Source organism: Isoptericola sediminis (assembly GCF_013085345.1).
Lineage (GTDB): Bacteria > Actinomycetota > Actinomycetes > Actinomycetales > Cellulomonadaceae > Isoptericola > Isoptericola sediminis.
Genome location: NZ_JABFAJ010000003.1, coordinates 294228 through 309697 on the forward strand (window position 1 = coordinate 294228; position 15470 = coordinate 309697).

Annotated in this window: 16 protein-coding genes; 7 read left to right on the forward strand and 9 right to left on the reverse strand. The window is 76.5% G+C overall.

Annotation, left to right across the window (positions count from 1 at the left end; genetic code table 11):
- Positions 1 to 79: 79 nt before the first annotated feature.
- Together thpD and HLI28_RS02110 are read right to left on the reverse strand one after the other, a co-directional pair.
- A complete protein-coding gene (gene thpD / locus HLI28_RS02105) occupies positions 80 to 979 on the reverse strand; it encodes an ectoine hydroxylase (RefSeq protein WP_171245829.1) in 900 nt (299 codons plus the stop codon).
- A 158-nt stretch (positions 980 to 1137) separates the two neighbouring features.
- Positions 1138 to 1842 (reverse strand): hypothetical protein, encoded by a 705-nt coding sequence (locus HLI28_RS02110; protein WP_171245830.1) that lies wholly within the window; start codon positions 1840 to 1842, stop codon positions 1138 to 1140.
- Between the two features lie 64 nt (positions 1843 to 1906).
- Between HLI28_RS02110 and HLI28_RS02115 the strand changes: the two genes are divergently transcribed.
- Complete coding sequence (locus tag HLI28_RS02115) at positions 1907 to 2305, forward strand: hypothetical protein (RefSeq protein ID WP_171245831.1); 399 nt, start codon at positions 1907 to 1909, stop codon at positions 2303 to 2305.
- Between the two features lie 29 nt (positions 2306 to 2334).
- Here the strand turns inward: HLI28_RS02115 and HLI28_RS02120 are convergent, their stop codons facing one another.
- Genes HLI28_RS02120 through HLI28_RS02130 form a run of 3 tightly spaced genes read right to left on the reverse strand, consistent with a single transcriptional unit; the run spans position 2335 to position 8340 of the window.
- Positions 2335 to 5889, reverse strand: coding sequence for an error-prone DNA polymerase (locus HLI28_RS02120; protein ID WP_171245832.1), 3555 nt, complete (start codon positions 5887 to 5889; stop codon positions 2335 to 2337).
- Positions 5882 to 7534: a Y-family DNA polymerase gene (locus HLI28_RS02125; RefSeq protein WP_171245833.1), complete on the reverse strand. Its 1653-nt coding sequence runs from the start codon at positions 7532 to 7534 to the stop codon at positions 5882 to 5884. The genes HLI28_RS02120 and HLI28_RS02125 overlap by 8 nt, the downstream gene beginning before the upstream one ends.
- Positions 7531 to 8340 (reverse strand): hypothetical protein, encoded by an 810-nt coding sequence (locus tag HLI28_RS02130; RefSeq protein ID WP_216077236.1) that lies wholly within the window; start codon positions 8338 to 8340, stop codon positions 7531 to 7533. The genes HLI28_RS02125 and HLI28_RS02130 overlap by 4 nt, the downstream gene beginning before the upstream one ends.
- Positions 8341 to 8529: 189 nt before the next feature.
- Between HLI28_RS02130 and fabG the strand changes: the two genes are divergently transcribed.
- Positions 8530 to 9291: a 3-oxoacyl-ACP reductase FabG gene (gene fabG / locus HLI28_RS02135; RefSeq protein WP_171245834.1), complete on the forward strand. Its 762-nt coding sequence runs from the start codon at positions 8530 to 8532 to the stop codon at positions 9289 to 9291.
- Between the two features lie 7 nt (positions 9292 to 9298).
- On the opposite strand, the gene HLI28_RS02140 is transcribed toward fabG, so the two are convergent.
- Positions 9299 to 10270, reverse strand: coding sequence for a squalene cyclase (locus HLI28_RS02140; RefSeq protein WP_171245835.1), 972 nt, complete (start codon positions 10268 to 10270; stop codon positions 9299 to 9301).
- Between the two features lie 78 nt (positions 10271 to 10348).
- On the opposite strand from HLI28_RS02140, the gene HLI28_RS02145 reads away from it, so the two are divergent.
- Both HLI28_RS02145 and HLI28_RS02150 read left to right on the forward strand, forming a co-directional pair.
- Positions 10349 to 10879 carry a YbhB/YbcL family Raf kinase inhibitor-like protein gene (locus HLI28_RS02145; RefSeq protein ID WP_171245836.1) on the forward strand — a complete coding sequence of 177 codons (531 nt, stop codon included), beginning with the start codon at positions 10349 to 10351 and terminating at the stop codon, positions 10877 to 10879.
- A complete protein-coding gene (locus HLI28_RS02150; protein ID WP_171245837.1) occupies positions 10876 to 11463 on the forward strand; it encodes a YbaK/EbsC family protein in 588 nt (195 codons plus the stop codon). Before HLI28_RS02145 ends, HLI28_RS02150 begins: the two co-directional genes overlap by 4 nt.
- Here the strand turns inward: HLI28_RS02150 and HLI28_RS02155 are convergent, their stop codons facing one another.
- Positions 11464 to 12384 carry a siderophore-interacting protein gene (locus HLI28_RS02155; RefSeq protein WP_171245963.1) on the reverse strand — a complete coding sequence of 307 codons (921 nt, stop codon included), beginning with the start codon at positions 12382 to 12384 and terminating at the stop codon, positions 11464 to 11466.
- A 216-nt stretch (positions 12385 to 12600) separates the two neighbouring features.
- On the opposite strand from HLI28_RS02155, the gene HLI28_RS02160 reads away from it, so the two are divergent.
- Both HLI28_RS02160 and HLI28_RS02165 read left to right on the forward strand, forming a co-directional pair.
- The gene (locus tag HLI28_RS02160) at positions 12601 to 13251 is read left to right on the forward strand and encodes a DsbA family oxidoreductase (protein WP_171245838.1); all 651 of its coding nucleotides are present in this window, start codon (positions 12601 to 12603) and stop codon (positions 13249 to 13251) included.
- A complete protein-coding gene (locus HLI28_RS02165) occupies positions 13248 to 13406 on the forward strand; it encodes a hypothetical protein (RefSeq protein WP_171245839.1) in 159 nt (52 codons plus the stop codon). Before HLI28_RS02160 ends, HLI28_RS02165 begins: the two co-directional genes overlap by 4 nt.
- Here HLI28_RS02165 and HLI28_RS02170 read toward each other — a convergent pair.
- Positions 13391 to 14065 (reverse strand): MerR family transcriptional regulator, encoded by a 675-nt coding sequence (locus tag HLI28_RS02170; RefSeq protein ID WP_343035570.1) that lies wholly within the window; start codon positions 14063 to 14065, stop codon positions 13391 to 13393. The two genes, HLI28_RS02165 and HLI28_RS02170, sit on opposite strands and share 16 nt — an antisense overlap.
- 43 nt (positions 14066 to 14108) lie before the next feature.
- Between HLI28_RS02170 and HLI28_RS02175 the strand changes: the two genes are divergently transcribed.
- A complete protein-coding gene (locus HLI28_RS02175; protein ID WP_171245840.1) occupies positions 14109 to 14633 on the forward strand; it encodes a DUF4188 domain-containing protein in 525 nt (174 codons plus the stop codon).
- Here the strand turns inward: HLI28_RS02175 and HLI28_RS02180 are convergent.
- Positions 14630 to 15454 (reverse strand): TrmH family RNA methyltransferase, encoded by an 825-nt coding sequence (locus HLI28_RS02180; RefSeq protein WP_171245841.1) that lies wholly within the window; start codon positions 15452 to 15454, stop codon positions 14630 to 14632. The two genes, HLI28_RS02175 and HLI28_RS02180, sit on opposite strands and share 4 nt — an antisense overlap.
- Positions 15455 to 15470: the final 16 nt, after the last annotated feature.

Consider the following 15470-nt stretch of genomic DNA (forward strand, 5'->3'; position numbering starts at 1 on the left):
CGCACCGGCGCCCGGGCCGGCAGACCGGCGGCCGACCTGGGCCGGGCACCGTGTTGCCCGGCCCAGCCCGGCTCCCGGACTACCGCAGCGGCGTGGTGTCGCGGCTGCCGATGTGCTCGGGCCGCGGCGCGGGCGCGCTGTACGGCTCGGTGAGCGCGTTCTCGACGCTGTTGAACACCAGGAAGATGTTCGACCGCGGGAACGGCGTGATGTTGTTGCCGGAGGCGTGCATGATGTTCGCGTCGAACCAGAGCGCCGAGCCGGCCGCACCGGTGAACTGGTCGATGCCGTACCTCCGGGCGAGCTCGGTGATGGCGTCCTCCGACGGCACGCCGATCCGCTGCTCCTTGAGGGAGTCCTGGTGGTAGTTCTCCGGGGTCTCGCCTACGCACGGCACGTAGGTGCGGTGCGAGCCCGGCATGACCATCAGGCCGCCGTTGTACGGGTAGTTGGGCGTCAGCGCGATCGAGCAGCTCACGGCGCGCGGGGCCGGCATGCCGTCCTCGGCGTGCCAGGTCTCGAAGTCCGAGTGCCAGTAGAAGCCGGCGCCCTTGTAGCCGGGCATGTAGTTGACGCGCGTCTGATGCAGGTACACGTCCGAGCCGAGCAGCTGGCGGGCACGGTCCAGCACGCGCGGGTCCCGGGCGAGCGCGTCGATCTGCCCGCTGAGCTTCGTGACCTCGAAGATCGACCGGACCTCACCGGAGCTCTTCTCGGTGACGACGCGCGGGTCGCCCCGCAGCGACTCGTCCGAGGACAGCCGGCTCAGCTCCGCGCTGTACCGGATCACCTCGTCGGGGGTGATGAAGTCCTCGAGGACGGTGAAGCCCCGCTGCTCGTGCGCCGCGAGGGTGTCGGCGTCGAACGGGCCGTCCTCGGCCGTGCCCCACACCGTGGGGTGCTGACGCTCGACGAACGCGCCGGGCTGGGCCAGACGGCTCGGGTAGAGGTCGGTCGTGGTCTCGACCATGGCGGTCATGGGTCTCCCTTCTCCCGGGTCGTGCCGGGATCGTGGCGTCTCATGCACGCGGCGTGCCCGCGCCGTCAGGGCCGACGGGCCGACGGGGCGAGCACGCGCACCCTCCAGTCGGTACGTGACCCGATCGGGGATGTCAAAGCCCGACACGGTCGGGGCGGTCAGCCACCGAGCCCCACGCTGTTGTCCGGAGCCCCGTCCCCTGGCGGCAGGTCGCCACGCTCGACGGGCCCGGTGCTCGGAGACGAGGACGGCGTCGCCGCCGGCGAGGGGGCGACCGGCGGCAGGATCATGTCGAGCTCGCCGACCGTGGGCACGCGCAACGAGGTCAGCGCGGCTCGCAGCGCCTCGTCGGCGACGTCCTGCCCGGACAGGCGCACCACGGCCCCGTCGTGCTGCACGGCGTACCCGTGCCAGGTCCCGGCCGTCCGGGCGAACATCTCGCCCTGCGCCGCGCACTCGACCGGACCGTCCGCCGCGGTGCCGGTCGTGGTCAGGACCGCGAGCGCGGGACACGTCGCCAGGTCGATCTCTCCCGGCACGACCGCCAGGAGCAGGACGTGGGTGGCCTCGTCCGGGAGCTCGCCCTCCGGCAGGTCCTCGACGAGCACGGTGGCGAAGCCGTGGGCCCCGTAGGCTCCCCCGCCGCCGGGAGCGGGCCGGTAGCCGTCCACCATCAGTACGTGCTCGGGCCGGACCCCGGAGGACCCCGCCCGGTCGGCCAGCAGGTCGGCCGGGGCCGGTGCGTCGTCCTGATGGTCCGGCGTACCCGTCCCGTCGGCTCCCGTCGCCCCGCCCGGCTCGGCGCACCCTGCCGTCACGGCGGCCGCCGCGAGCATCGCGCACCATCGCGTCACCCGTCGCATGGGACGCATCGTGCCAGACCCCGCCCGGCTCGTGTGGACCCGGCACCCGGCCTACCGTGGGCAGATGGCGACCGACACCGGCGACTACGACCACGAGGCGCTGCGCACCTACTTCGTCGAGCAGGGCCTGGCACTGGGTTCCGGCGACCTGGAGGCGGTCGCCGACCGGTTCGACGCGACCGCCGTGCTGGTGCTCGCCGAGGAGACGGTGGCGCTGTCGACCCCGGAGCGGGTGCACGACATGCTGCGCGAGCACGCCGGGGCGCCGGACCCGGGGGACGCCGTCGCGCTGGTGCCCCAGGTCACCGACTCCGCCGAGCTGGGCTGGGCGCTGCTGTGGGTCGAGGTGCGCTGGAGCCTGCGCGACGAGCTGGCCGCCGAACGCTCCAGCCGGCGGGTGCGCTACCTGCTGCGGCGGGCCCGGGGCACCTTCGAGGTCTGCGTCGTCGTGCCGCTCGCCTGAGGCGGCGGGCGGACCGGCGCCGAGCGCTGTCAGCGGAAGTCGCGCGACCGGGTCGTGACCGGCAGGCGCAGCGGCGCCAGGTGCTCGGCGAGCAGGTTGACCGCGCCGTCGGCCTGCTCCACCCGTCCGCGCACCACGAGCGCCGGGGCGCCGCGCGCCACGGTGCGGAACCGGCGCCACAGCCCCGGGGTGCAGATGACGTTGAGCAGCCCGGTCTCGTCCTCCAGGGACAGGAACGTCACCCCGCCGGCGGTGCCCGGCCGCTGCCGGTGGGTGACCACCCCGCCGACCGCGACGCGGCGTCCCGGCTCCGTCGCCGCGGCCGCGGCCACCGTGAGCACGCCCTGGCGGTCCAGCCCGGCGCGCACGTGCTCCAGCGGTGAGGTGGAGTCCGGGGTGATGCCGGTGGCCCAGGCGTCGGCGACGTCGATCTCCAGGGGGTCCATGCCGGGCAGCGCCGGGGCGGACACCCCCACGCTGACGCCCTCGAGCGTGGCGGGCCCCTCCTGTCCGAGCGCGCCCGCGGCCCACAGCCCCTCGCGGCGGGTCACCCCGAGCGAGGCCAGCGCCCCGGCGGTGGCCAGGGCCTCCAGGCGCGCGGTGGACAGCTCGACGCGGCGCACGAGGTCGCGCAGGTCGGTGAACGGCCCGCGCGCGGCCCGCTCGGCGACCATCTGCTCGGCGACGTCGGCGCCCACCCCCCGCACGGCGCCGAGGCCGAGCCGGACTGCCAGCGCCTCGTCGACGTCGAGCGACACCCCGCCGCTGCCGACGATGCCCTCCTCGAGCATGCCCGGGGGGCACGTCCTGCTCTCCGGACGGGCCCCCGGGGCGTGCTCGGCCGGGCCGGCGACAGGGTCGTGCGTCTGCGCCTCGACGCCCGCGAGCGCCGCCGAGGCGTTGACGTCCGGGCGCAGCACGCGCACCCCGTGCCGGCGGGCGTCGGCGACCAGGGACGCCGGGGAGTAGAACCCCATCGGCTGGGCGGCGAGCAGCCCGGCGTAGAACGCCTCGGGGTGGTGCACCTTGAGCCAGGAGCTGGCGTAGACCAGGAAGGCGAACGAGTAGGCGTGCGACTCGGGGAAGCCGAAGTCGGCGAAGGCCCGCAGCTTGTCGTAGATCTCCTCCTGGACGTCCGGCGGCACGCCACGCTCGGTCATGCCGGCGAACAGGCGCCCGCGCAGCGCCTCCATGCGTTCCACGGAGCGTTTGGAGCCCATGGCCCGGCGCAGCCGGTCGGACTCGGCGGGGGTGAACCCGGCGACGTCGATCGCCATCTGCATGAGCTGCTCCTGGAACAGCGGCACCCCCAGGGTGCGCCGCAGCGACGGCTCCAGCAGGGGGTGCAGGTAGGTGACCTCCTCGCGGCCCCGGGAGCGTTCGATGTAGGGGTGCACCGAGCGGCCCTGGATCGGGCCGGGCCGGATGAGGGCGACCTCGACGACGATGTCGTAGAAGGTCCGGGGCTGCAGCCGCGGCAGGGTGGCCATCTGGGCGCGGGACTCCACCTGGAACACCCCGACGGTGTCGGCGGCGCACAGCAGGTCGTACACGCGCGGGTCCTCGGCCGGCAGGGTGTGCAGCGCGAGGGTCCGGCCCGTGGTCTCGCGGACGGAGGTGAAGGCGTACCGGATCGCGGTGAGCATCCCGAGCCCCAGCAGGTCGAACTTGACCAGCCCGGCGTCGGCGCAGTCCTCCTTGTCCCACTGCAGCACGGTGCGTCCCTCCATCCGGGCCCACTCGACCGGGCAGACCTCGATGACGGGCCGGTCGCACATCACCATGCCCCCGGAGTGGATGCCCAGGTGCCGGGGCAGGCGCAGGAACCGTTCGGCGAGGTCCAGCACCGCCGCGGGGATGTGGCCCTCCTGCTCGGCCGACGGCGGCGGCTGGGCGGGCACGACGTCGTGCGGGTCATCGGCCCGGCGCAGCCCGCCGTCGACGGCGAGCGGGTCGACCACGGGGGCGTCCGGCCGCGGCGGGGTGCCGTGCCGCCACCGGGCGGCGACCTCGGCGCGGCGCTCGTCGCGCCGGGTGACCGGGGCGCCGTCGGACGCCCGCGCGGCACCTGCGGTCCGGTCGGCCGCGGGGCTCGCCGGGTCCGGGCCGCGCAGCGACCCCCAGCGTTCGATGGACTTGCTCCAGGCGTCCTGCTGGCCGACGTCGTACCCGAGCGCGCGGGCGGCGTCGCGCACCGCCGAGCGTGGCCGGTAGGAGATGACGTTGGCGACCTGGGCGGCGTGCGTGCGCCCGAACCGGGCGTAGACGTGCTGGATGACCTCCTCGCGCCGTCCGGACTCGATGTCGATGTCGATGTCGGGGGGTCCGTCGCGCTCGGGGGCCAGGAAGCGTTCGAACAGCAGGCCGTGGTGCACGGCGTCGACGGCGGTGATGCCCAGGGCGTAGCAGACCGCGGAGTTGGCGGCGCTGCCGCGGCCCTGGCACAGGATGCCCTCGCGGCGGCAGAACTCGACCAGGTCGTAGACCACGAGGAAGTACCCCGGGAAGCCGAGCTGGTCGATGACGCGCAGCTCGTGGTCGATCTGCGCCCACGCCCCGGGCTCCCGCTCGGCGACACCGGGCCCGGGGCGCGGGCCGTAGCGCTCGGCGGCGCCCCGGTGGGTGAGCTCGCGCAGCCAGCTCGCCTCGTCGTGGCCGTCCGGCACCGGGTACGGCGGCAGGTGCGGCGCCACCAGGTGCAGGTCGAACGCGCACTCGGCGGCCAGGTCGGCGGCCGTCGGCACGGCGGCCGGGTGCCGGTGGTGCAGCCGGGCCATCTCGGCCGCCGAGCGCAGGTGCGCCGTGGGGGCGCCGGGCAGCCAGCCGTCCTGGTCGTCCAGGGAGGAGCGGGCGCGCACGGCCGCCAGCGCCCCGGCCAGGTCGGCGTCGCGGGGGCGGGCGTAGTGGGCGGCGGTGGTGGCCACCAGCGGCAGCCCGGCGTCCTGCGACAGCGCGGCGAGCGCCTGGTGCCGGTCGGCGTCGCGGGGGTCGCCGGTGGCGGTGAGCTCCACGGCCACGTTGTCGCGGCCGAAGACGGCGGTGAGCCGGTCGAGCTCGCGGCGGGCGGCGCGCAGCGGGTCCGTGCCGGGCGGGGCCTGCTCGAGCGCCTGCCGCACGGCGCCCTTGCGGCAGCCGGTGAGCACCAGCCACTGCCCGTCGGCCTCGGCCCCGAGCCGGTCGAGGTCGTAGCGGGCCTTGCCCTTGACGCCGGCCTCCAGGTGGGCGGTGGCGATCGCGCGCGACAGGTTCCGGTAGCCGTCCGGGCCGCGGGCGAGCACGAGCAGGTGCGTGGCGCGCGGGTCGGGCACGCCGGTGGGCTCGTCGAGCACCGGCGCGCCGCCGGGCACGGGGGCGGGCAGGTGCAGCTCGGCGCCGAACACGGTGGGCAGCCCGACGGCGCGGGCGGCCTCGGCGAACCGGACCACCCCGTACAGGCCGTCGTGGTCGGTCAGGGCCAGGGCCTCCAGGCCGAGCCGGGCGGCCTCGGCGGCGAGCTCGGCGGGGTGGCTGGCGCCGTCGAGGAAGCTGAACGCCGAGTGGGCGTGCAGCTCGGCGTACCGGGGTGCCGGGCGGGGCTCAGTCATAGAGCGCCTCCACGGTCCAGGCGCCCGCGGTCTGGGCGAGCAGCAGCCCGCGCCCGTCGTCGAGCACCGCCTGCAGGTGCACCCGCCGGGTGCCGCCGTCGGGCGCCCACCAGCGTTCGGCCAGCGGCCACGGGCCGGCCCAGCCGACGACGCGGTGCTCCTGGTCGTCCCAGCGCACCCGGTGCGGGTCGCCGCTGCGCCCGAGGCGGGCGTCGACCACGACGTCGGCGCCGGCGGCGTCCAGCAGCCGGGCGGGGGCGGGTTCGGGCAGCAGCGTGGCCGGGGCCGGGCTGGGCAGCGCCCCGGGCCAGGGCCGGTCGGGCGGGCGGTCGACGACGGCCTCCTCGCCGTAGGGCACGAGCCGGACCCGGTGGCGCGGGTCGCGGCCGCCGGCGCGGCGCACGGTGAGCACGGCGTCCCCGCCGAGCAGCCCCTGCACCCGGTCCAGCGCCTGGCGGGCGCGCTCGTCCTGCCCGGCGTCGGCGCCCCACAGGGCGGGCTGGTGGGTGCCGGCGGGGGCGACGTCCTCGGCAGCGAGGGCGAGGTGGACCACGGGGGCGACCTCGGGCGAGCCCGCGGTGCCGGTGCGCCGCCGGGCGGCGTCGGTCAGCCAGCCCTCGAGCTGCCAGCGCACCCGGTCGGTGATCCGGGCGGCGGACAGCCCGCCGGCGGCGGTGTCGGTGCGCCAGCAGCGCTCCAGCTCGCCCTCGGTCGTGCGGGCGGTGATGCGCAGCCGCCCGCAGGCCACGCCGTGGGCCACGAGCAGCGCGTGCAGCTCCTCGGCGAGCCGGCGGGCGGCGAACGCGGCGACGTCGACCCGGTCGGCGGGCGGGTCCAGCGCGGTGTCCACGGCCAGGTCGGCCTCGAGCCGGCGGCGGGCGGGCGGGCGCTCGTCCTCGCCGCGGGCCAGGCGGTGCGCCCAGGCGCCGAGGTCGCCGAACCGGGCGGCCACGCTCGCCGCGGGCAGGGCGGCGAGGTCGCCCAGGGTGTGCAGCCCGAGGCGCCACCACAGCCCGACGGCGTCGCGCACGGCCGCCACCACGCCGGGGTCGCACACGGCGTGCACGAGCTCGCCCACGGGCCGGGCGGCCAGCGCCGCCGCCGACCCGCCGGGCGGCACGACGGCGTCGGCGCGGGCGGCGAGCACCGCGGCCAGCAGCCCGTCGGCGACCCCGACCTGGCACTCGTGGCCGGTCTCGGCCACCGCGTCGGCCAGCGCCTCGGCCAGCGCCGGCTCGGAGCCGTGGTAGCGCGCCGCGCCGTCGGCCGGCAGCAGCAGCAGGCCGGGACGGGCGATCTCCAGACCGGCCACGACGGTCTCGGCGGCCGCGGCCACGGGTTCGAAGGTGCGCGCGTCGCGTTCGTCGTCGGCCTCCAGCAGCACGAGCTCGGGGCACGCCTCCTGGGCCTGACGACGCCGCATGCCGCGCCGCACGCCGGCGCGGCGCGCGACGGCGGAGGTCGCCACGACGCTGCGCCCCGCCGTCGTGCCCCCGCCGGCGCGGGCGCCCAGGACGGCGGCCGGCACGTGCGCGTCCAGCCCGGCGGCGGCCAGGGCCGCCACCACCGGCCAGTCCGGGACCCACAGCGCCGCGGTGCGGGTGGTGGGGGCGTGCCGGGTCCCGCGGGGGCCGGGCGCGCTCATGCGACCCTCAGGTGCCGGTCGTCGGGCCGGCCGGGCCGGTCCTGCGCGACGGTGTCCGCCGGGGCGGTGAGGGGCGGCTCGCCGCCGAGCGGCACCTCGACGTCGATCTCCACCGGGCGGGCGGACGCCCCGCGCCCGGTGCGCAGCACGCGCAGGGTGCGCCGGTGCAGCCAGCCCGCCCCGGCGTCCACGCCGGTCCAGGTCCCGCCGCGGGCGTCGAGGGTGACGTGGGCGCCGGCCCAGCGGCCGGTCGCGACCAGGACGGCCTCGCGCTGGCGGGCCCGGGCGGCGAGGCGGCGCCGGTCGGCGTCGGCCAGGGGGGCCTGCGGACCGACCACGACGACGTCCATGCCGTCCAGCAGCGCGGCCAGCACCGCGGGGGCGTCCGGGCCGGGGGCGGGCACGACGACGGTGCGCGCCAGGTCGATCCCGGCGTCGGCGGCGGCCAGCAGCCCGACGGCCGGCGCCCCGACCAGGACGGTCCAGGCGCCGGCGCGCGAGGGCGCGGCCAGCAGCCCGAGCAGCAGGCTCGTCGACCCCTGCACCGCCAGGACGCCGCCGGTGGGCAGCACCCCGCCGGGCAGCAGCGGCGCGAGGTCCGGGTGCACGGCGCGGCCGCCGCGGGGCGGGGCGGTCCGGGGCGGCCCGGCGGCGGGCGGTGCGTCGTCGCCGGGACCGGGCACGCCGACCGGGGTCGGCCGCGGCCGCGCGGGGGCCGCACGCTCCGCGGACCGCAGGGCGGCGAGCGCCCGCGCGTGCCGTGCGGCGTGGTCGCTGCGGGCGGGAGCCTCGGGGACGACGGTCACACGCCCCCTCCCCCCGGTGATGCGGCGGCCGACGGACCGTCGACCATTGTTCGAACGTCTGTTCGAACATGTCTCTAGTACACGCGCCGCGGCGTCGGGTGTCAACCGGGTCGCCGAGGCCTGGCACACTGGACCGGGCGCGCGGGAGAACCCCGCCCCCGACCGTCACCGTCGACGAGAGGACCCTCGATGACCCCCACCACTGACCGCGTCGCGATCGTCACCGGCGCCGCCCGCGGCATCGGCGCCGCCACCGCCGCCCGGCTCGCCGCGGACGGCCACGCCGTGGCGCTGCTCGACCTGCGCGAGGAGGCCGCGGCCGAGACCGCCGCCACCCTCGTCGCGGACGGGCACCGCGCGCTCGGCGTCGGCGTGGACGTCGCCGACGAGCAGTCCGTGACCGACGCCGTCGAGCGCGTGGTCGCCGAGCTCGGCGCCCCGACGGTGCTGGTCAACAACGCCGGCATCCTGCGCGACAACCTGCTGTTCAAGATGTCCGCCGACGACTGGGACGCCGTGCTCGGGGTCCACCTGCGCGGCGCGTTCCTCATGACCCGTGCCGTGCAGCGGTACATGGTCGACGCCGGGTGGGGCCGCATCGTCAACCTGTCCAGCACCTCGGCCCAGGGGCACCGCGGCCAGGCGAACTACTCCGCGGCCAAGGCCGGCATGCAGGGGTTCACCAAGACCCTCGCCGTCGAGCTCGGCAAGTTCGGCGTCACGGCCAACGCCGTGGCCCCCGGGGTCATCGAGACCGACATGATCGCCGAGACCGCCCAGCGGGTCGGCGTGCCGCTGGAGGACTTCCTGGCCGGCATCGCGAAGGACGTCCCGGCCGGCCGCGTCGGGCGGCCCGAGGACATCGCCGCGGCCGTGTCGTTCTTCTGCTCGCCCGAGGCAGGGTACACCAACGGTCAGGTGCTGTACGTCGCGGGCGGCCCCAAGGACTGACGGCCGCTCACGCGCCGTCCCACCACCGCAGCAGGAGCGTCCCGGCCAGCGTGAGCCACCGCGAGGGCTCACCGGCCGGGACGTCCACCTCGAACCACTCCTCGCCCGGGTGGTGGCGGTCGCGCACCCAGGTGCCGTCCTCGCGGCGGGCCGCCCGCACGACCTCGACCGCGTCCGCCAGCCGCTCGTCCGGGGCGAGGCCGTCGTACGCCGCGGCGCGCCGGACGTGGTCGGCCGCGCGCAGCACGCTGTAGCGGCCGCGGTACGGGTACTCGGCCGGCAGCACCCACGGGCCGACGAGCTCGCCGGTGGACAGCCGGTACATCAGGCGGCGCCGCAGCAGGTACTCCTGGCCCGTGCGACGCGCCTCACGGGCGCGCTCGTCGCCGCCGACGCGCTGCTCGTAGTCCAGCAGCCCGGAGACCACGTTCAGCGTCGAGGTGACCGAGGAGACCGTGGCCCCGTCCACCCAGTCGCAGTTCCACCCACCGTCGGCCCGGCGCACCTCGAGCAGGTGCTCCAGGACCGGCTCGACGTCCACGCCGAGCCAGGCGCCGTTGGCGAGGGTGAAGGCGTTGATGCAGCAGTCGACCTCCCCGCCCCAGTAGGGCAGGTCGTCGTACTCCCACCGGCAGCCCCGGGCGAGGCGGCCGGGGGTGTCAAGGGCGCGCAGCACCGCGGCGTCCAGGCCCCACTCGCGCAGCGCGTTGAGCGACCAGGTGGTCGCCGTCCAGGGCTGGGGCGGGTCGACCTCGGCGCGCTGCACGGCGAAGTACGCCTGCCCGCCCGGGAAGAACGCGCCGCCGGCCCACCGGCCGTCGTCGTCCTGCAGCGCCAGCAGCCGGGCACCGAACCCCTCGGTCGCCACCCGGGCGCGCGTGGCGCGCCAGACGCTCTCGTCGAGCTCGAGCAGGTCGCGCTCCACCTGCCAGCGCAGCGCCGGGTCGGCGTCGAGCAGCCACGAGGTGGGCACGGTCATGCCGCGATCGTAGGGCGCGGGGCAGGCCCGCCCGCGTGTGCCGTTGCCGCCGCCGGGGGTGCGTACCAGGGTGGGGGCATGGACTTCACACGGCCGACCCCACCGGACCCCTACTCGCTGCTGCCCGTCCCGGCGACGTTCGAGCTCACGAGCGCCGACGTCACCGAGGGCGACCCGATGGCTGCCGACCACGCCGCCGACGGCGGCAACACCTCCCCGGCGCTGGCCTGGTCCGGGTTCCCGCCCGAGACGAAGTCGTTCGTCGTCAGCTGCTTCGACCCGGACGCGCCCACGCCGTCGGGCTACTGGCACTGGCACGTCCTGGACGTCCCGGCCTCGGTGACCTCGCTGCCGCGCGGTGCCGGGTCGCCCGACGGCGACGGGCTGCCCGCCGGCGCCTTCCAGCTCACCTCGGACGGCGGGCAGATCGGCTTCGAGGGCGCCGGGCCGCCGCCCGGCGACCACGCCCACCGCTACGTCTTCGCGGTGCACGCCCTCGACGTGGACACCCTCGGCCTGACCACCGAGAACACGAACGTGCACGCCGCGTTCAACGTGTACTTCCACGTCATCGCCCGCGCCACGCTGACCGGGACCTATCGCCGATGAGCGAGACCGCCGGGGCGGGGCTGCCCACGCTGGGCGACCTGGGGTGGGAGCCCGCCCTGCAGCGGCCCGACCTGCTGGCGGCGCCCGTCGCCGCGGCGCTGCGCGACTGGGCCGCCACGGACGCCCGGGTCGCGCGACAGGTGGCCGTCGCCGAGATCGACCCCGACCACGCCGACACGGCGACGCTCAACGAGGTCCACGGGCTCCCGCCCGAGGCGTCGGCGAACTGCGTCGTGGTGGCCGGCCGGCGCGGCGAGGTCGAGCGCGTCGCGGCCTGCGTCGTGCCCGCCACGACGTTCGCCGACGTCAACACCCGGGTGCGCAAGCTGCTCGACGCCCGCAAGGCGTCCTTCCTGCCGATGGACCGCGCCACGAGCGAGTCCGGCATGGCCTACGGCGGCATCACCCCGATCGGGGTGCCGGCCGCGTGGCGGGTCCTGGTGGACGGCCGCTTCGACGACGCCGCGGCCCCGGCCCTGATGGGCTCCGGGCTGCGGTCCTCGAAGCTGCTCATGCCCGGCGACCTGCTGTGCGCCGCGCCGGGCGTCGAGGTCGTCGACGACCTGGGTGTGGTGCGGGACTGATCAGCACTCGGAGCGGCCGCGCCGCCAGTAGCCCATGAAGGCCACGGACCGGCGGTCCACGCCCTTGGTGCGCACCAGGTAGCGGCGCAACGTCTTGATGACGCCGGCCTCGCCGGCCAGCCAGGCGTACAGCACCGTGTCCTGCGCCAGGGGGCGCCCGTCGGCGTCGACCGGGACCTCCCACAGCAGGTCGGTGTCGACGTCGACGTCGGCCAGCTCGGCGGACGGCGTCGCGGCCGCGCCGTCCGCCGTCGGGCGCACGCCCATCGCCAGCAGGCGGTCGGCGGCGTCCTGCACGGCCGGGACGAGGACGTCGCCGTGCTCCGCGCCGTCGCGTGGCAACCAGGTGACCCGCACGCCCGCCGGAGCGGCGAGCGTCCAGCGGTCCTCGGCGTGCGGCACCTCGAGGAAGACCTCCCCGACGGCGTCCGCGGGCAGCGACTCGCAGATCGACGCGATGGCCGGCACGGCGGTCTCGTCGCCGGCCAGCAGCAGGGCGTGGCTCGAGGACGGCGGGGCGAACTCGCGCCCGCCGTGCGGGCCGCCGTCGTAGGCCGCGTTCGGCCCCAGGATGACCAGGGGCGAGCCCGGCCGGGCCCCGTTCGCCCACCGCGAGGCGGGACCGGTGTCCCCGTGCAGGACGATGTCGACGTCCACCTCGCGCCGCGCGGGCCGCACGGCGCGCACGGTGTAGGTGCGCAGCGGGTTGCGACGCTCCTCGGGCAGGGCGCGCCAGGAGGTGAACCAGTCCGGGTTCTGCCGGTCCAGGTACTCCCAGCCGCCGCACGGCGCGGGCAGCAGGAACTTGATCCGCTGGTCGCGGCCGTTGTCGGCGAACTCGTGCAGGTCCTCACCGGTGAAGGTGATCCGCACGAAGGAGGGGCACAGCCGCGTGACGCGCAGGACCTCGACGTCGAACATGCGCCAGGGGCGGGGCGCGACGGAGGTCTCGGTCGGGGAGTCGGTCACGGCTTCGGTCACGTAGGTCAGCCTAACCTCACCTGACCAGGCTCCGGCAAGAGTGACCCGCACCACACACCGGGCGCCACCCCGGTCGGAACAACGGTGCCGGACGGTCGGTTGGCGACGGCGGGCCCCCCGCGGCCCGTACCGCATCCCGAGGAGAGCGACGCCCGCATGCCTGCCACCCCGATCCGTGTCGACGTCTGGTCCGACATCGCCTGCCCGTTCTGCTACATCGGCAAGCGCAACCTGGAGGCGGCCGTCGAGGTCGCCGACGTCCCGGCAGAGATCGTCTACCACTCGTTCGAGCTCTCCCCGGACCTCCCCGTGGACACCACGGGCAGCCACGCCGAGATGCTGGCCGCGAAGATGGGCGTGGACGTCGACCAGGCGCACCAGATGGAGCGGCGCACCACGGAGCTCGCCGCCCGCGCGGGCCTCGCCTTCGACTACGAGCAGGTCCACCCGGCCAACACCCGGGCCGCGCACCGTCTGCTGCACCACGCCCTGGCCCACGGACACCAGGCCCGGCTCAAGGAGCGCCTGCTCGCGGCCTACTTCACCGAGGGGCGGCACGTCGGTCGCCACGACGAGCTCGCCGACCTGGCCGCCGAGGTCGGGCTGGACCGCGAGGAGGCACTGGGGGTCCTCACCGACGGCTCGTTCGGCGCCGCGGTCGACCAGGACGTCGCCCAGGCCGCCTCCCTCGGCATCCGGGGCGTGCCGTTCTTCGTCCTGGACTCACGGTTCGCGGTCTCCGGCGCGCAGCCGGTGGAGGTCTTCGTCGACGCGCTCCGGCAGGCCGCCGCCGAGGACGCCGCGTGAGCACCCCGGACCGCCCCGCCGACCGGCCCTCCGACGACGGCACCCCCACCGGACCGTTCGTCGTCCTCGGTGACCCCGGGGCGGCGCTGTGCGAGGGAGACGCGTGCGCCGCCCCCGGTGCCGCGGCGCCGCAGGAGGCTCAGCCGACGGACTGACCGTCGGCGCCCTCGTCGCGTCCGCTCTCCTGCTGCTGGGCGAAGCGGCGCAGCGTGAGCAGCACGGCGTCGGTCAGCAGCGTGCCGACCACGACCTGTCGCATCGCCGCGGCCGGCGCCGCTGGCACGGTGGCCAGGTCGGCACGAGCCACCCGCTCGGCCGCGTCGCACAGGACCTCGAGGTGCTCGTCGCCGACGGGGACCCCGGCTCGCTCCGCGTCGCGCAGCTGGACGGCCAGCCGCGCGGTCAGCACCGGGTCGTCGTACCACCCGCGGGCCGCGACGACGGCGGCCGCCCGGCGCCGGACCCCTTCGCCGACGGCGTCGTCCGCGACGTCGGCGGACTCGTCCGCGAGCAGCGCCCCCTGCGCGGCGCCGAGCAGTGCGTGCCGCGACGCCGGCGGGTCGTCCAGGGCGGCCAGGACGTCCCGCACGCCCGCAAGACTGAGACCGCCGGACTCCGTCAGCGCCCGCACCAGGCGCACCCGGTCGACGTGCCGGTCGCCGTAGGACGCCTGTGTCCGCGACGTCGCCTCGCCCGCCGGCACCAGCCCCTCGCGCAGGTAGTACTTGATCGTCGCCACCGGCACCCCGGTGCGCTCGGCCAGCCCCGAGATCCGCATCGTCCCCTCCTCGCTCTTGACATTGGAGAGTAGCACTCCCCAATAATGGATAGCACTGCTATCCAATGAAGGAGCGACGATGGTCACCCTGACGACGCACGACCACGACGGCGAGCTGGCCGTCTTCCTCATCGGCGCACGCGTCGAACGCCTCTGGCGGCCCGACGCCTGGTGGCCGGCCCTGGCCGCGATGGGGCCGATGCTCGCCGAGCTCGCCGCCGACCCGGACTCCGGCTTCCTCGGGGCCACCACCCTCCTGGGCGCCCGAGGACCGACGGTGGTGCAGTACTGGCGCAGCGTGGAGGACATCTACGCGTACGCCAACGACGACGCGCGGCGGCACCGCCCCGCGTGGGTCGCGTTCTACCGCCGCGCCCGTCGGGTGCCCGGCGCGGTCACCGTCTGGCACGAGACGTTCCGGGTCCCGCCGGGCGGCCACGAGAGCCTCTACGCCGGGGCGCCCTCGGTCTTCGGGCTCGCGGCGGTCACCGGCGCGGTGCCGGCCACGCGGCGGGGCAGGACGGCGCGCGAGCGGCTGCGCAGCGCGAGGTCGGCGGGCGACGGGCCGGCCGGTCCGTCCGGCCCGTCCCGAGGGACGATCTAGCGGGCGCGCGTCGCCCAGAACGCGACCGCCGAGGCCGCGGCGACGTTGAGCGAGTCGACGGCGCCGGCCATCGGGATGCGCACGACACGGTCGGCGGCGGCCACCGCACCGCGCGACAGCCCGTCGCCCTCCGTACCGAGCACGAGGGCGAGCCGGTCGGGCGCCTCGGCGGCCAGATCGTCGAGCGTGACGGCGTCGTCGCTGAGCGCCAGGGCAGCGACCGTGAAACCCAGTTCCTGCAGCGTGCCGACGTCTGCCGGCCACGCGTCGAGCCGGGTCCACGGCACCTGGAAGACCGTGCCCATCGAGACCCGCACGCTGCGCCGGTAGAGCGGGTCGGCGCAGCGCGGGGTCACCAGCACGGCGTCCACGCCCAGGCCCGCCGCGGACCGGAAGATCGCCCCGACGTTGGTGTGGTCGACGATGTCCTCCAGCACCGCCACCCGGCGCGCTCCCCCAGCCGGGCCGCTGCGCGAGAGCAGCTCGGCGACGTTCGCCAGCCCTGGCCGGTGCATGGCCGCGAGCGCCCCGCGGTGCAGGTGGAAGCCGGTGATCTCGTGCAGCACGGTCTCGTCGGCGACGAAGACGGGCACGTCGGGGTGCGCGGCGAGCACGTCGGACATCGAGTCGAGCCACTTGTCGGCCATGAGGAACGACCGCGGCCGGTGCCCGGCGGCCAGCGCCCGGCGGATGACGTTGGACGACTCGGCCATGAACAGCCCCTCGGCGGGCTCGCGGGCCGTGCGCAGCTTGACGTCGGTGAGGTCGGTGTAGTCGCGCAGGCGCGCGTCGGCGGGGTCGGTGACGTGGACGAGCGGCATCCGCCGATTCTCCCGT

Excerpts from the sequence above, each read along its gene's own strand:
- thpD (WP_171245829.1), bottom strand. The coding sequence starts at position 979 with ATGACCGCCATGGTCGAGACCACGACCGACCTCTACCCGAGCCGTCTG.
- HLI28_RS02110 (WP_171245830.1), bottom strand. The coding sequence starts at position 1,842 with ATGCGACGGGTGACGCGATGGTGCGCGATGCTCGCGGCGGCCGCCGTG.
- HLI28_RS02115 (WP_171245831.1), top strand. The coding sequence starts at position 1,907 with ATGGCGACCGACACCGGCGACTACGACCACGAGGCGCTGCGCACCTAC.
- HLI28_RS02120 (WP_171245832.1), bottom strand. The coding sequence starts at position 5,889 with ATGACTGAGCCCCGCCCGGCACCCCGGTACGCCGAGCTGCACGCCCAC.
- HLI28_RS02125 (WP_171245833.1), bottom strand. The coding sequence starts at position 7,534 with ATGAGCGCGCCCGGCCCCCGCGGGACCCGGCACGCCCCCACCACCCGC.
- fabG (WP_171245834.1), top strand. The coding sequence starts at position 8,530 with ATGACCCCCACCACTGACCGCGTCGCGATCGTCACCGGCGCCGCCCGC.
- HLI28_RS02140 (WP_171245835.1), bottom strand. The coding sequence starts at position 10,270 with ATGACCGTGCCCACCTCGTGGCTGCTCGACGCCGACCCGGCGCTGCGC.
- HLI28_RS02145 (WP_171245836.1), top strand. The coding sequence starts at position 10,349 with ATGGACTTCACACGGCCGACCCCACCGGACCCCTACTCGCTGCTGCCC.
- HLI28_RS02150 (WP_171245837.1), top strand. The coding sequence starts at position 10,876 with ATGAGCGAGACCGCCGGGGCGGGGCTGCCCACGCTGGGCGACCTGGGG.
- HLI28_RS02155 (WP_171245963.1), bottom strand. The coding sequence starts at position 12,384 with ATGTTCGACGTCGAGGTCCTGCGCGTCACGCGGCTGTGCCCCTCCTTC.
- HLI28_RS02160 (WP_171245838.1), top strand. The coding sequence starts at position 12,601 with ATGCCTGCCACCCCGATCCGTGTCGACGTCTGGTCCGACATCGCCTGC.
- HLI28_RS02175 (WP_171245840.1), top strand. The coding sequence starts at position 14,109 with ATGGTCACCCTGACGACGCACGACCACGACGGCGAGCTGGCCGTCTTC.
- HLI28_RS02180 (WP_171245841.1), bottom strand. The coding sequence starts at position 15,454 with ATGCCGCTCGTCCACGTCACCGACCCCGCCGACGCGCGCCTGCGCGAC.